This is a genomic window from Pseudomonas sp. UM16 (assembly GCF_050312595.1).
Classification (GTDB): Bacteria; Pseudomonadota; Gammaproteobacteria; order Pseudomonadales; family Pseudomonadaceae; genus Aquipseudomonas.
This window is the reverse complement of record NZ_JBNPJT010000028.1, coordinates 1-13,709: the sequence shown is the minus strand read 5'-3', so window position 1 is coordinate 13,709 and position 13,709 is coordinate 1. Positions and strand designations below refer to the sequence as shown.

13 protein-coding genes are annotated in these 13,709 nt (G+C 61.0%); 4 read left to right on the top strand and 9 right to left on the bottom strand.

Annotation, left to right across the window (positions count from 1 at the left end; translation table 11 throughout):
• Positions 1–3: 3 nt before the first annotated feature.
• The 5 genes from ACQRAX_RS24030 to ACQRAX_RS24010 are packed head-to-tail and all read right to left on the bottom strand — an operon-like array spanning position 4 to position 3,835.
• Positions 4–834, bottom strand: a complete 831-nt coding sequence (locus tag ACQRAX_RS24030; RefSeq protein ID WP_412040677.1) for a DUF2797 domain-containing protein — start codon at positions 832–834, stop codon at positions 4–6.
• Positions 831–1,091 carry a YeaC family protein gene (locus ACQRAX_RS24025; protein WP_412040678.1) on the bottom strand — a complete coding sequence of 87 codons (261 nt, stop codon included), beginning with the start codon at positions 1,089–1,091 and terminating at the stop codon, positions 831–833. The genes ACQRAX_RS24030 and ACQRAX_RS24025 overlap by 4 nt, the downstream gene beginning before the upstream one ends.
• A 13-nt stretch (positions 1,092–1,104) precedes the next feature.
• Complete coding sequence (locus ACQRAX_RS24020) at positions 1,105–1,977, bottom strand: rhomboid family intramembrane serine protease (RefSeq protein ID WP_412040679.1); 873 nt, start codon at positions 1,975–1,977, stop codon at positions 1,105–1,107.
• Positions 1,974–2,945 (bottom strand): metallophosphoesterase, encoded by a 972-nt coding sequence (locus ACQRAX_RS24015; protein ID WP_412040680.1) that lies wholly within the window; start codon positions 2,943–2,945, stop codon positions 1,974–1,976. Before ACQRAX_RS24015 ends, ACQRAX_RS24020 begins: the two co-directional genes overlap by 4 nt.
• The gene (locus tag ACQRAX_RS24010) at positions 2,945–3,835 is read right to left on the bottom strand and encodes an NAD(+) kinase (protein ID WP_028945842.1); all 891 of its coding nucleotides are present in this window, start codon (positions 3,833–3,835) and stop codon (positions 2,945–2,947) included. Before ACQRAX_RS24010 ends, ACQRAX_RS24015 begins: the two co-directional genes overlap by 1 nt.
• Positions 3,836–3,972: 137 nt before the next feature.
• Here ACQRAX_RS24010 and ACQRAX_RS24005 point away from each other — a divergent pair, with 137 nt between their 5' ends.
• Positions 3,973–4,917, top strand: a complete 945-nt coding sequence (locus ACQRAX_RS24005) for a DUF1853 family protein (RefSeq protein WP_412040681.1) — start codon at positions 3,973–3,975, stop codon at positions 4,915–4,917.
• A 13-nt stretch (positions 4,918–4,930) separates the two neighbouring features.
• Here ACQRAX_RS24005 and ACQRAX_RS24000 read toward each other — a convergent pair whose 3' ends face one another.
• Positions 4,931–6,217, bottom strand: a complete 1,287-nt coding sequence (locus tag ACQRAX_RS24000; RefSeq protein ID WP_412040682.1) for an arsenic transporter — start codon at positions 6,215–6,217, stop codon at positions 4,931–4,933.
• Between the two features lie 171 nt (positions 6,218–6,388).
• Between ACQRAX_RS24000 and ACQRAX_RS23995 the strand changes: the two genes are divergently transcribed.
• Entirely contained in the window at positions 6,389–6,937 is a 549-nt protein-coding gene (locus ACQRAX_RS23995) for a cytochrome b (RefSeq protein ID WP_412040683.1), read from the top strand.
• On the opposite strand, the gene ACQRAX_RS23990 is transcribed toward ACQRAX_RS23995, so the two are convergent.
• Both ACQRAX_RS23990 and ACQRAX_RS23985 read right to left on the bottom strand, forming a co-directional pair.
• Positions 6,934–7,830 (bottom strand): 1-aminocyclopropane-1-carboxylate deaminase/D-cysteine desulfhydrase, encoded by an 897-nt coding sequence (locus ACQRAX_RS23990; protein WP_412040684.1) that lies wholly within the window; start codon positions 7,828–7,830, stop codon positions 6,934–6,936. The genes ACQRAX_RS23995 and ACQRAX_RS23990 overlap by 4 nt on opposite strands.
• Positions 7,831–7,902: 72 nt before the next feature.
• A complete protein-coding gene (locus ACQRAX_RS23985) occupies positions 7,903–9,939 on the bottom strand; it encodes an FAD-dependent oxidoreductase (protein ID WP_412040685.1) in 2,037 nt (678 codons plus the stop codon).
• Between the two features lie 192 nt (positions 9,940–10,131).
• Here ACQRAX_RS23985 and ACQRAX_RS23980 point away from each other — a divergent pair, with 192 nt between their 5' ends.
• Both ACQRAX_RS23980 and ACQRAX_RS23975 read left to right on the top strand, forming a co-directional pair.
• Complete coding sequence (locus ACQRAX_RS23980; protein ID WP_412040686.1) at positions 10,132–11,253, top strand: nitrilase-related carbon-nitrogen hydrolase; 1,122 nt, start codon at positions 10,132–10,134, stop codon at positions 11,251–11,253.
• Between the two features lie 7 nt (positions 11,254–11,260).
• The gene (locus ACQRAX_RS23975; RefSeq protein WP_412040687.1) at positions 11,261–12,301 is read left to right on the top strand and encodes an AraC family transcriptional regulator; all 1,041 of its coding nucleotides are present in this window, start codon (positions 11,261–11,263) and stop codon (positions 12,299–12,301) included.
• A 216-nt stretch (positions 12,302–12,517) separates the two neighbouring features.
• On the opposite strand, the gene ACQRAX_RS23970 is transcribed toward ACQRAX_RS23975, so the two are convergent.
• A complete protein-coding gene (locus ACQRAX_RS23970) occupies positions 12,518–13,381 on the bottom strand; it encodes a DUF2242 domain-containing protein (RefSeq protein WP_412040688.1) in 864 nt (287 codons plus the stop codon).
• Between the last annotated feature and the right edge of the window lie 328 nt (positions 13,382–13,709).

Below are 13,709 nucleotides of genomic sequence, written 5' to 3'. Positions count from 1 at the left end.
CTTTTACTGATGCACGGCGAGCTGGTACGCCGTGTACTTGCGAATATTGATCACACCGGTATCGAAAATCAGGTACTGACCTTTGATCCCCAGCAGCGTGCCTTCAGCCACCGGGTTCTTGTCCAGGTTGAAACTGACGATCTTGCTCGGGTAGGCCTCGACCGGGTAGCGTATTTCCAGCACTTCGCCGTCGCTCAATGGCTGCACGGCCTGTAGGCCGAAGCGCGCCTGCAAGGCGGTCAGGCCTTCGGCGCAACTGTCGAACAACTGTTCACGCACCGCCAGCAGGTCAACCGCCTCGGCATCGCCCTTGAGCAGTGCCCGCCAATTGGTACGATCAGCGACCTGACTGCGGAGCAGGTCTTCGACCAAGCCCGATTGCTGGCGGGTGGCAACCCGAACGATCGGCAACGCCTGGCTGGCGCCCTGATCAAGCCAGCGCGTGGGCAACTGAGTGGCACGGGTGATGCCGACCTTGATACCCGAAGAGTTGGCCAGGTACACCACATGATCGGTCATGCAGAACTGCTCGCCCCAGGACGGTTCGCGGCAGGTGCCTTGATCGTAATGGCATTTTTCCGGGGCCATGATGCACACATCGCACTGGGCCAGTTTGGTCATGCACGGGTAGCAATACCCCTGACTGAAGCTGGTCTTGGTCTTGCGACCGCAATGGCTGCAATGAATAGCGCCGAGGTATTCCAGGCGCAGGGTCTTGCCGATCAACGGATTGACCGGCACCTCCTGTTCGCCCAGACGAAAAGCGTACTGCACCACCGGTGCGCCAAGACGCGCCGACATTTTACTGATGGAGCCGCGGCCAAGTTCGATCAATGGACCGCATCCGATTTGAACAGGATGTTAGCTACCGGCGCCGACTTCGAGCTGCACTCTTGCGGCCCCATGTAGCCGGTCCGCTGCTCTTCAGGCAGGTTCTGCAGTTCCCAGGCGATCACTGCCTGCAGCGACAGTTCTTTCTGTTCGGTGGTGAGCTTGCGCCCGTCCGCCCATTTGCCCAGTTCCACAGCCAATTTCAGGCTCTGGTAGATTTCCGGGGTGATGTTTTCGATCATTTGCGCAAAAGTGGACATAGCGTCTCCCAAATCAAGCCGTCAGTTTACGCCGGGCCAGCGCCCCGCCCAAGAGCCCGCTGAGGCAACCGACCAAAAGCCCGCCGACATGCGCGGCGTTGGCAATCTGGCCGAAGCCCAGCAGGCTGACCAATCCAGACAGACACAACAGCAGCCAGACCAGCATCATCACCAGCACCCCCCGCGGCATGCGGTAAACCGGATTGGGGGCCAGCCACTGGTATAGCCAGACGTGCCCAAGCAGGCCGTAGAGCACCCCCGACAAACCGCCAAACAGGCTCGGCCCGCCAAACAGGTACTGCGCGGCGTTGGATACCAGGCTGAACAACAGGGTCAGGCTGAGTAGCGACCAAGGGCCTTGGCGCAGTTCGATACGCCGACCCAACTCCCAATACCACAGGGCGTTCATGGCCAGATGAAGGATGCCGAAATGCACCAGCATCGGCGTGAACAGGCGCCACCATTGGCCGTCTGCCAGGCTGGCGTCCAGCGGGGTGAAGTACAGGTACTCGCCCTGCACGCGAAAGTCGAGAAAGGTCAGCCAACTCAGGGTCGCTAAGTTATCGCCAAGCCCGGTCAGCCCGGCGACGATCAGGCACAGCAATAGCACCACGGCAGTGGCCTTGCTAGCCTGTAACTGCTCGGTGAAACCCGGCCGCGACGGCGGCGCCAGGGCGGCATCGGCGGGCAGCTGGAAGTCGGCATCGCCTTCGGGAAAGCGCTGGTAAAGCGCGCGGACATCCTCCGCGAGGTTTTCCGCCACCCATAACACCTGATCTCCGCCCTCCTCGCTGACTCGGTGCGGCACCTGCAGGCGCCGCAACAGGCCGACAAAGCCACTGAGGTCAGAGTTCAAGGGCATGCGTAACACCACCACTGCACTCATTGGTTGGCCTCCGGCCGGTCCACATCGACCCAGACGAACTTGCGCGGGTCGATTTGGGTTTCATCATCGAGTCGGTAAGCGACCAGCTTTCCATACAGCACCGCGCTGTAATCCAGGCAGGCCAAATTGGAACGGATCGGTGCCGGCTTGCCGCTGCGCCAGTAATGGCCGACAAACAGCATGGGCTCCTCCTCTCCATAGCGCAGCAAGGCATTTTTCTGGGTGTGGCTGAGTGGCGTACTGGCGACTTTCTCCGGCAAGGCATCCGGCTGGAAGACGATATCACCGTAGGTTTGCGGGTCTTCTTCCCAGAACTTGGTGCGGAAGAAAGCCCGGGTCAGGCCGTCGCCGCCGGTCAGGGTCAAACCGTCCGGCAGGCGCATGTCGGTACCGCGCAGCAGGCGGTTGCAGACCGTCGCGGCAAAGCTCTCCGGCACTGCTGAAGCCTGAATGAAATGCTCGTCGATGCGACCATCAGGATGCTGCTGGCGTAATGGTTCGATCAGCCGCGGGTCCCAGCAGGCATGCACGACACGGAAGCGCCCGGCATCGATAAACAACGGCAACGCGTAGAACCATTCGAGAAAATCATGCCAATCGCCTGGATGCTGCTCGAACTGGGTCAGGGTTTCGTAGATCAGGCGACCATGGCGCGGGTTGTGTTCGCGCACGAACTGCTTGCCGCTGCCGGGCAAAGCCGGGGTATTCCAACCCAGCGCGTTGTACTCATGATTGCCCATGATGCAAAAGGCTTGGCCTGCATCGACCATGTCATGGACGATGTGCAGCGCCTCACGAATCCGCGGGCCGCGGTCGATGATATCGCCGAGGAACAGCGCCTGGCGCTGGGCATGGCGCCAGACGCCGCCCTGGCGTTTGTAGCCAAGGGCATCGAGCAGGCGTTCGAGGGTGTGCGCACAGCCGTGCACGTCACCAATCAGGTCGTAACTACGGGCTGGATCGAGCATCACTCGCCTCCACCACCCAGGCGGCTGCCCCAACCGAGTTTGGTCCGGCAGACCTCGTAATAATTGTGATCCAGTGGGTGAATCAGGCGCAGCTTCTGCGGCTTTTTGTTCACCGTAATGGTGTCGCCAGGGGCGCAGGTGAAGTGGTTCTGGCCATCACAGGAAATCTGCGGGTAGATCTGCAGATCCTTGGACACCACGATCTTCAGTTCACTGTTGCCATCAACCACGATCGGCCGCCCGGACAGGGTGTGCGGGTACATCGGCACAATGACGATAGCGTCGAGTTTAGGGTGCATGATCGGCCCGCCCGCTGACAGCGCATAAGCCGTCGAGCCCGTCGGCGTAGCGACGATCAGGCCGTCGGCCTTCTGGCTACAGACAAACTGGCCGTCGATGTAAATTTCGAACTCGATCATCCGCGTCGATTTGCCCGGGTGCAGGACCACGTCATTGAGCGCATCGCCCTGGCCGATGGCTTCAGCGTGGCGGCGCACTTCGGCCTGGAGCAGGAAGCGGTTTTCCACCAGGTAATGACCGTCGAGCACTTCGGCGACCTTGACCTCCAGCTCGTCAGGGCGGATGTCGGTCAGAAAGCCTAGACTGCCACGGTTGATGCCCAATACCGGCGTATTGTGCTTAGCCAGGGCGCGGGCGGCGCCGAGCAGACTACCGTCACCGCCAACCACGATGACCAGGTCGCAGACCTCACCCAACAGCTTGCGCGACGAGGTCTGCAGGCCGTGGCCAGGCAGGACTTCGGCAATCGTGTCCTCGAGGATGACGTGCAGATGCCGTTGCAGCAGGAATTTTTTCAGTCGGCGAATAGTATCGAGCACCTGCGAGCTGCCAAGGCGACCGATGATACCGATATTGCGAAATTGCTCCATGGGGCTCCTGCTAGACGCTACGGCGGGTAAAGAGGCGCAATGGCGCCAAAGAGTTCGATTATGGGCGAAAGCGTCGGCTAGCAGCAAACGCCGGAGAAAATCGCCAAGGCCTGAAGCTTAGCGGCTATGCTCGCTGGATGAACCCTTTTCCCGGCCTGATCGACCTGCCCCGCCTGTTGCGCCAGCCCCACGTGCGCGACCTGGCCTGGGTCATCCTCGCCCCGCCGCTGCTGCGCGACACGCCCTGGCCACAGCGTCATCCGCTGGCGGGCAGTGACTGGGTCGCCCACCCTGAACGCCTGCAGCAATGGCTATATGGCCTGGATCACGACAGCAGCGCGCTGCACCACTGGCTAGCGCAAACCAGCACCCGGCGACTAGGCCTGTACTACGAACGTCTCTGGCAGTTTGCCTTGCAGCAGGCACCGGGGGTTGAGTTGTTGGCCGCCAATCTACCGATCCGCAGCGGGGGCCACACCTTGGGTGAGCTGGACATTCTCCTGCGCGATGGGCAAGGCGTGCACCACCTGGAGCTGGCGATCAAACTCTATCTGGGGCCGCCAGGCGGCGATGGCAAGGACCCGGCGCACTGGTTGGGCCCAGGCTGTCACGACCGCCTGGACCGCAAGCTGGCACACCTGAGCGGTCACCAACTGCCGATCTCTGCTCGCGTCGAAAGCCGTGCAGCCCTGGCAGCCCTGGGTATCGAGCGGTTCAGCGCGCAACTCTGGCTTGGCGGCTACCTGTTCTACCCCTGGCCCAGCCATGCCGACTCTCCTGCCGGCGCACATCCGCAGCACTTGCGTGGGCAATGGTTGCATCAGTGCGATTGGCCGACCTTTGTCGAGCACAGTGATGACGGCTACTGGCAGCCCTTGCCACGCCAAGCCTGGCTGGCGCCGGCGCGGTGTGAAGCCGAGGCATGTTGGTCAGCAGCACGCCTGGGGAATTGGCTGCAAGCGCTTGATCCTCTGGCACCCGCGCAACTGCTGGTGCGCATGGTGGAGGTTCAAGGTGGCGACTGGCAGGAAGCGCAACGGGTGTTTCTGGTGTCGGATCAGTGGCCGAACCTGCCAGGCTGAGTGGATACCCTCGTCAACCCAGACTCAAACGCAGCGCCAACGCTGCCAAGGTCACCAGCAACACCGGCAGTGTCAGTACAATCCCGACCCTGAAGTAATAGCCCCAGCCAATCTTCACCCCCTTGCGCTCCAGCACATGCAACCACAACAGCGTGGCCAGGCTGCCGATCGGGGTGATTTTCGGCCCCAGGTCGCTGCCGATCACGTTGGCATAGATCATCGCCTCCTTGACCACGCCAGTGGCCAAGCTTGCGTCGATCGACAGCGCACCAATCAGCACGGTCGGAAGGTTGTTCATGATCGACGACAGCACTGCTGCCAGCAGCCCCGTGCCCATCGCGGCGCCCCACACTCCACCACGGGCAAAGTCATCCAGCCAGCCGGCCAGATAGTCAGTCAAGCCAGCGTTGCGCAGGCCATAGACCACCAGATACATCCCCAACGAGAACACCACGATATGCCAGGGTGCCTCTTTGAGCACCTTGCGTGTGGATATCTTGTGTCCACGCGCGGCCACCAGCAGCAGCACCATCGCGCACAGCGCCGCAATGGCACTGATGGGAATACCCAGCGGCTCCAGCGCAAAACAGCCGATCAACAAAATCGCCAACACCAGCCAACCGGCAACGAAGGTAGCCGGGTCCTGCACCACGCTACGCGGACGGTCCAGTTGCAGAGGGTCGTAATTAGCCGGGATGTCTCGGCGGAAATACCACAGCAGCATTGCCAGGGTCGCCACCACGGCGACCAGGTTGACCGGCAACATTACCGCGGCGTAGCGATTGAAACCGATGCCAAAGAAGTCGGCCGAAACGATGTTGACCAGGTTCGACACCACCAGCGGCAGGCTGGCGGTGTCGGCGATGAAGCCTGCGGCCATGACAAACGCCAGGGTCGCCGTCGGACTGAAACGCAAGGCCAGAAGCATGGCCACCACAATGGGCGTCAGGATCAGCGCTGCACCGTCATTGGCGAACAACGCCGAGACCAGCGCTCCGAGCAGGACGATATAACAAAACAGCCGTCGGCCACTTCCTCGCCCCCAGCGCGCCACATGCAAGGCCGCCCAGGCGAAGAAACCCGCAGCATCGAGCAGCAGGCTGATGATAATCAGGGCGATAAAAGTGCCGGTAGCGTTCCAGATGATCTGCCAGACCACCGCGATATCACCCCACTGCACCACCCCGCTGAGCAATGCCAACAAGGCGCCACCACTGGCGCTCCAACCAACGCCCAAGCCTCGGGGCTGCCAGATCACCAGGGTGATGGTTAGCAAGAAAATCAACGACGCCATCAGCATTTCAAAAGCCTTGTGAACGAAGGAGGACGAAACGGCGAATTCTAGCGACAGGTCAATACGGCGTCGGCAATTTTTTGTTGCAATTGATGGGGAATCGGCTGCTCAGCGATTACAGTGATTCCCATTGCGCCGCCAAGAGCGCGAACTTCAACCTGATGACAAGGAATGACCATGACCCTGAATTCGCCCAAGGACCGCTATAGCGGTTTATCGATTACTTTGCACTGGCTGATGCTGGTGCTGTTGGCAGCGGTGTACGCCTTGATCGAACTGCGCGGCCTGTTCCCCAAGGACAGCGTCGAACGCAACCTGATGAAAGACCTGCATTTCATGCTCGGCCTGAGCGTTTTCGTGTTGGTCTGGTTGCGCCTGGCCCTGCGTCTGGGCCGCCCCACGCCGCCGATCGTCCCTGCTCCGCCGGCCTGGCAGACTGGCCTGGCCCACTTGATGCACCTGGCCCTGTACCTGCTGATGATCGGCCTGCCGCTGGCCGGCTGGCTGATTCTCAGCGCGGCAAACAAACCCATCCCCTTCTATGGTTTTGAGCTGCCGGCACTTATTGCACCGGATCCGGACCTGGCCAAATTCATCAAAGGCTGGCATGAGCGCATCGGCACTTGGGGATACTGGCTGATCGGCCTGCATGCCTTGGCCGGGCTTTATCACCACTATGTGCAGCGCGATAACACCCTGGTGCGGATGCTGCCGCGCAACAACTAAGCAAAGCCGCGGCGGCCCTGCAGACCGCCGCTATGCAGGAAAATCAGCCGGGTGCCGGGGGTAAAGGCACCCGCCTCCACCTGTTGTTGCAAGGCCAGCAGTGCCTTGCCGGTGTAAAGCGGCTCCAGCGGCACACCGGATTCGGCCTCGCAAGCGGCGATAAACGCCAGTAAGGCTTCATCGACATAGGCAAAACCGCCGCGACTGGCTTCGTACAAACGATATCCATAGGCCCCGGCCAGGGCTTGAACCTGTGCAGGAACGCCATGGTCCATTGGCACAGCCAAGGCGCCATGCACTGGATGGGCACCACCCTCAGCCAACACCAACCCGGCCAAGGTGGTACCTGTTCCCGCCGCCAGCCACCAGCCGTCATAGTCCGGCCACCCCAGCGTTGCCAACTGTGCGCGAGCCTGCTCAACAATCTGGGCGCAGCCTTTGACTCCCAACGGACCGCCACCGCCTTCAGGTATGCAGTGCCAGCCCGGGTATTGGCTCTGCCAAGGCTGCCAGAAGTCGGGCTGATGCCGCGCTCGGTACCCGGCATAGCCCAACCAATGCAAGTGCATACCAAAGGCTTGCAGGTCACGCACTGTGGGGGTGTCCTGAAAATGCCCGCGCAACAAGCCTGCCGTGGCAAAACCAAAACGCTTACCGGCAGCTGCCAGCGCGTGCAGATGATTGGAATGAGCGCCGCCCAGGCTGATGACACCGGGGGCGGCTAGATATTGGGCCACACGCAGGTGTTCCAGCAGTTTGAACCACTTATTGCCGCTGATCAGCGGATCAATCAAATCCAGGCGCAGCACCGCCAACTCAACACCGAACGGACGTAACCAGCTCAGTTCCAGTCGCTGCAGCGGGGCATGGGGAAGAGAATCAAAGCCGAACATGTAAAGATCACTGCCACTAGGAAGCAGCAGTCTAACAGCGCGGCGGGATCGGCACCCCGCCGTGCGCCTCACTCAGAGCTCAGCAGCCAGACGCGAACCCTGGTTGATCGCCCGCTTGGCGTCCAGCTCGGCAGCCACATCGGCACCGCCGATCAAATGCACCGACTGCCCGGCCGCTTGCAAGCCTTCGTGCAGCTCGCGCAACGGGTCTTGCCCGGCACAGATCACCACGTTATCGACTGGCAGCAGTTGCGGTTCGCCCTCACCGATACGGATATGCAGGCCGGCGTCGTCGATACTCAGGTACTCAACGCTGTTGAGCATCTGCACGCGCTTGTTCTTCAGACCGGTACGGTGAATCCAGCCGGTGGTCTTGCCCAGGCCATCGCCCACTTTGGTTTTCTTGCGTTGCAGCAAGAACACCTGGCGCGCTGGCGCATGCGGTTCAGCCTTGATCCCGGCAACTCCACCTCGAGCGTTCAGCGCGGTATCGATACCCCACTCTTTCCAGAACGCTTCACGGTCCTGGCTGGTGGCCCCCCCCTGGTGCACCAGGTACTCGGAGACGTCAAAACCGATACCGCCAGCACCGATCACCGCGACTTTCTGACCTACTGGCTTGCGTTCAAGTAGCACGTCCAGATAGCTAAGCACCTTGCTGTGTTCGATCCCCGGAATCGCCGGCAAGCGTGGCGCAATGCCGGTGGCGAGGATGATCTCGTCATACCCGCCCTTGGCCAATTGCTCGACATCGACGCGGGTATTGAGGCACAGCTCGACACCGGTAGTCTGTAGCTTGCGTTTGAAGTAACGCAAGGTCTCAAAGAACTCCTCTTTGCCCGGCACACGCTTGGCGACGTTGAACTGGCCACCGATTTCACTGGCCGAGTCGAATAGCGTCACTTGATGGCCACGTTCGGCGGCGACGGTGGCGGCAGCCAGCCCGGCTGGACCAGCACCGACCACGGCGATCTGCTTGACCTGAGTGACAGGCAGGTAATTGAGTTCGGTTTCATGGCAGGCCCGTGGGTTGACCAGGCAACTGGTCAGCTTGCCGCCAAAGGTGTGATCGAGGCAGGCCTGGTTGCAACCGATGCAGGTGTTGATCTCATCGCCACGCCCGGCGGCGGCTTTATTGACGAACTCAGGGTCGGCGAGAAACGGCCGCGCCATGGAGACCATATCGGCATCGCCGTCGGCGAGGATCTGTTCAGCCACTTCCGGGGTGTTGATACGGTTGGTGGTGATCAGCGGAATCTGCACCGCGCCACGCAGCTTGGCGGTGACTTTGCTGAAAGCGGCCCGTGGCACCTTGGTGGCAATCGTCGGGATCCGCGCTTCATGCCAGCCGATACCGGTGTTGATAAGGGTCGCGCCGGCCTTTTCGATCGCTTGCGCCAGTTGCACAATCTCTTGCCAGTCACTGCCGCCTTCAATCAGGTCAAGCATCGACAGGCGGAAGATGATGATGAAATTCGGGCCCACCGCCTCACGCACACGGCTGACGATCTCCACTGCCAGGCGCATGCGGTTCTCGTAGCTGCCGCCCCAGCGGTCAGTACGGTGGTTGGTATGGGCGGCGAGGAACTGGTTGATGAAGTAGCCTTCCGAGCCCATGATCTCGACACCGTCATACTCGGCGCTTTGCGCCAACAACGAGCAGGTGACGAAATCCTGGATCTGCTTTTCGATGCCCTCCTCGTCCAGCTCACGCGGCTTGAACGGGTTGATCGGCGCCTGGATGGCGCTGGGCGCCACCGACTTGGGGCTGTAGGCATAACGCCCGGCATGCAGAATCTGCATGCATATCTTGCCACCGGCCTCATGCACGGCCTTGGTAACGATGCGGTGTTTGTCGGCTTCTTCCGGGGTACTCAACTTGGCGGCACCGGAATACACCCCGCCCTCGACGTTCGGGCCAATACCGCCGGTAACCATCAGACCGACCCCGCCACGGGCGCGCTCGGCAAAATAGGCGGCCATACGCTCGAAACCACCGGGCTTCTCCTCCAGACCGGTGTGCATCGAACCCATCAGGGTACGGTTGCGCAAGGTGGTGAAGCCCAGATCCAGCGGGGCGAGCAGGTGCGGGTATTGAGCGGCGACCATATTGAACTCCACAACAGACGTAATCACGGAATGCAGGCGCCTCGCACGGCTGGCGGGGCCTGTCGGTTATCTGTGGACGACATTAAAGAGCTAGCTTGCGCGGCTCAATGATCGAAAATGACAAGTTATTGATCCTACTGCACCTGAGGTCTACCCTTAGGGCCGAATCCTTTGTTGGCGCTGTGCTGTTTCATGCGAAAACTACTGTTAAGCGCCCTGGCGCTGGTTGTCATTGCTGCGCTCTGTGGCTACGGGTTCTGGACTGAGCAGCGGCCGAGTGGACATTACCTATCAGACCTGCGCGTCGAGCTGGCTCTAAGTGAGGGCGTCCGCGCCGACCATGGCAACTTACTGGGGGTCGAGCCGCAACTGTTCCCCAGTGACTACCAGAGCCTGCAGCGCCTGCACCGCAAGCTGGCTGCGTACCTTGAGCAAGCGCGCGCGCAAGGCCTGGTCAGCGCCCGCACCATCGTCATCCTGCCCGAACATATCGGCACTTGGCTGTGGGCGCGGGGCGAAAAGAACGAACTGTACCAAGTCACCGAACGCCGCGAGGCCTGGCAATGGCTGGAGCTGAGCAACCCGATCAGCTACGGCCTGGCCATGCTTGGCGCCGAGGGCGACGACTGGCGCGCCGATGCGCACCTGCGTATGAAGGCGCAGCAGATGGCCCGCGACTACCAACAGCTGTTCGGTGGCCTGGCCAAAGAGTTCGGTGTCACGCTGGTGGCCGGCTCGATTATTTTGCCCTCTCCGTATGTCGAGAAAGGCAGCCTGCGGGTCGGTTCAGGCGCCCTGTACAACAGCAGTCTGGTATTTGCCGGTGACGGCTCAATACTCGGCCAGCCACAACGCCAACAACACCCGGACAGCGATGTGCGCCGCTACATCGACAGTGGCACCGACCAGCCACCACACGTTGTGCAGACCCCGGCCGGACGCCTGGGCGTGTTAATCGGCAGCGATAGCTGGTATCCGAGCAACCAACAACAACTGGCCAACCAATCGGCGCAGTTCATTGCCAACCCGGCATTTCTCGGTGGCAAGGACAGCTGGAACGCGCCCTGGCGTGGCAATCGTCATCAACCCTTGGCTGCCTCACTGCCGCTCAAACCCGGCGAAGTCAGCGAAGCCCAGGCCTGGCAACAGTTGACCCTGCGCGCCAACCCCGGCGACATGAGCAGCATGAGTGTATTCTTGCGTGGGCGTTTCTGGGATGTGGTTGCCGAGGGCCAGGGCTTTGCCAATCGCGGCGGCCTCAACCTGAATGGCAATCACGCCAACGGTGCGCGGCTGCTGAACCTGTGGCTGTAGTGCGGCCATGACCCGCCCACGGATGCGCCTCGGGGATCTCTCAGTCGGTTTTATCCAGAGCCTCAGTGAAACCCTGCAGCAGCGCGGCATCGAGCCCACAGCGCTGTTGCAGCGTTATGGCCTGGACGCTCCCCGCCTGAATGAAGCTGGCGCACGCTTGTCTATCCCACGCTATATGCACCTGGGCCATGCCGCCATCGAACTGACCGGCGACCCGGCCTTGGGCTTGCAGATGGGCGCTATCAGCCGTCTGAGCCAAGCTGGCCTGGCCGGGGTCACTGCAGCGCAGGCTCCCACCATCGGGGAGGCGGCGCGCACCCTGCTGCGCTTCGAACCGTTGTATGCCGCTAACTACCGCGGCCATTCGAGTTTTCATGAAGACAGCACTGGCGCCTGGCTGCGCTTTTACTCCATCAGCCCCTACAACGACTACAACCGCTTTGTGGTGGATTCACTGCTGTCTGGCTGGCTCGCTCAGTTATCAAACCTGGCAGGGGTGAGCCTGGTGGCTGAGCGACTGGACATCGAGTTCGAGGCGCCCGCCTATGCCGCCGACTACCAGGCGCTGTGCAGCACTGCGGTGCACTTTGGCGCGCAGACCAACCAGCTGCGACTGAATCGAACAAGCCTTGCCCTGCGCAACCCAGCGCACTGCCCAAGCACTTGGCAGCATTTGCTCAACTTGTGTGAGGCAGAACTGGAGCAGCGCACACGCATCCGCAGCTTGAGCGAACGCATCGCCCATTTGCTCGGGCCGCTGCTAAATGGCGCAAGGGAACCGGATCTGCAGGAAGTGGCGCAGCACCTGCAACTGCCGACCTGGACACTGCGGCGCAAGCTGGCTGAAGAAGGCACGCAATTTCGCGCCATCCTCAACGACACTCGCCGCGATCTGGCCATGGCCTATATCCGTGACACCGAACTGGCGCTGGGCGAAATCGCCTACCTGCTCGGTTTTGCGTCGGCCGAAGCGTTCCAACGCGCATTCAAGCGCTGGAACAGCATGACCCCAGGAGCGTTTCGCCGCAGCCAGCGACGAACCGGCTGAAATTACAGTTCGGTGGCGTCTTCAGCAGGCTCGGGCGGGTCAAGCTCGAAGGCGCGTAACTCGAGTAGTTCTTCCTGATAGTCGTCCATCGTCTGCTCCGTCGTTTCTCATTCATTTCATTGATTAGTCATCGAGCCTAAAGTGCCGCGATGAAAGAAAAATGACAATGACGCTTATCAAAACAACGTAGCAGCAACGGCGAAAATTACCGTGGCTTTACTGCGGCGCTTGTTCAGGGTTGCTGCCAGGCACCACCACCGGCACTTCGGTCGAAACAGGCTCAGGCGCAGCAGGCGCTGGCTGCTCGACATTGATCGGCGCCGCGTCGACCGGCGGCGCCACCGGCATCGAGCCAGTGCTGTCATCCACCACCGGTGCTGCCGCAGCCTCAGCGGCGGGTGGCTGTGACACAGGGGCCGGCTCAATGACCGCAGGCACTGGCTCAGGCGCCTGGACCGGAGCCAAGGTAGCAGCTTCAGGTGCAGGGTTGGCTTCAGGCATCCCCAGTGCTGGGGCAGGCTTCTCTGCCGGCTTTTTCCGCGCTTTCTTCTGCTCTTTGGGCAGGAAACTTTCTACCAGTGCAAAGTAGCGCTCGTAAAACTTGGCCGACGTCACCGTCTCACTGGCGACCTTAACCATCGAGTCATCGGTGGAGCCGATCGGCATCGACACCGAACCGAGGATGCCAACGCCGAGGCTGGCCGAGGTATTGGACTTTTTCAGCGCATAGCGGTCCTGGAGGGCGTTGGCAAATATGGTCGAACGCTGCTCATCGCCGCTGTCGCGGGCGCAGACCACGTTGAAACTGATCTGCAGGTGCGAGTCGCCGGTCTGCTGAAAGCTCTTGTTGCCGTTGACCTGCCCGGCATCGCTACTGGTGATGATGTAGCCCTGGCTGAGCAAGGCGCGGCGGGCCGCTTCGCATGAACCCGCTTCGCTGACCGGGAAATTGCGCGAAAAGGTACCCGAGTCGTCGAAATTCTCGTGTTCGTAGATGGCAGTTTTCTTCGAAGAACAGCCGGAAACACCCGCCAGCACAAGGGCCAGCCCGAGCGCACTGAAGACGGTTGACTTTGACATTGCAAATCCTGAGTAAAACAATCAACGCCTATTGTGCAACACATCGGCGGATCACTGAAACCGCAGCTAGACGATCACTGCAGAAAATTCATCAATGGGCCTGTAAATCAGGCTGATGCCCCAGGGCGCCACTGGTCGAAAACTTTATCTATGCAATGCGCGCCGCTCAGCTGGGCTTCGAGCAGTAACGTCATGGCCCGTTTACGCAGGCACAAAAAAAGCGACCCGAAGGTCGCTTTCTTTGATACTTCAATATGGCGCAGCGGACGGGACTCGAACCCGCGACCCCCGGCGTGACAGGCCGGTATTCTAACCGACTGAACTACCG

Bases quoted from the DNA above. Each gene is read 5' to 3' on its own strand.
- ACQRAX_RS24010 (WP_028945842.1), bottom strand. From the start codon at position 3,835: ATGGAGCAATTTCGCAATATCGGTATCATCGGTCGCCTTGGCAGCTCG.
- ACQRAX_RS23970 (WP_412040688.1), bottom strand. From the start codon at position 13,381: ATGTCAAAGTCAACCGTCTTCAGTGCGCTCGGGCTGGCCCTTGTGCTG.
- ACQRAX_RS24005 (WP_412040681.1), top strand. From the start codon at position 3,973: ATGAACCCTTTTCCCGGCCTGATCGACCTGCCCCGCCTGTTGCGCCAG.
- ACQRAX_RS23990 (WP_412040684.1), bottom strand. From the start codon at position 7,830: ATGTTCGGCTTTGATTCTCTTCCCCATGCCCCGCTGCAGCGACTGGAA.
- ACQRAX_RS24015 (WP_412040680.1), bottom strand. From the start codon at position 2,945: ATGCTCGATCCAGCCCGTAGTTACGACCTGATTGGTGACGTGCACGGC.
- ACQRAX_RS24020 (WP_412040679.1), bottom strand. From the start codon at position 1,977: ATGAGTGCAGTGGTGGTGTTACGCATGCCCTTGAACTCTGACCTCAGT.
- ACQRAX_RS23985 (WP_412040685.1), bottom strand. From the start codon at position 9,939: ATGGTCGCCGCTCAATACCCGCACCTGCTCGCCCCGCTGGATCTGGGC.
- ACQRAX_RS23980 (WP_412040686.1), top strand. From the start codon at position 10,132: ATGCGAAAACTACTGTTAAGCGCCCTGGCGCTGGTTGTCATTGCTGCG.
- ACQRAX_RS23975 (WP_412040687.1), top strand. From the start codon at position 11,261: ATGACCCGCCCACGGATGCGCCTCGGGGATCTCTCAGTCGGTTTTATC.
- ACQRAX_RS24025 (WP_412040678.1), bottom strand. From the start codon at position 1,091: ATGTCCACTTTTGCGCAAATGATCGAAAACATCACCCCGGAAATCTAC.
- ACQRAX_RS23995 (WP_412040683.1), top strand. From the start codon at position 6,389: ATGACCCTGAATTCGCCCAAGGACCGCTATAGCGGTTTATCGATTACT.
- ACQRAX_RS24000 (WP_412040682.1), bottom strand. From the start codon at position 6,217: ATGCTGATGGCGTCGTTGATTTTCTTGCTAACCATCACCCTGGTGATC.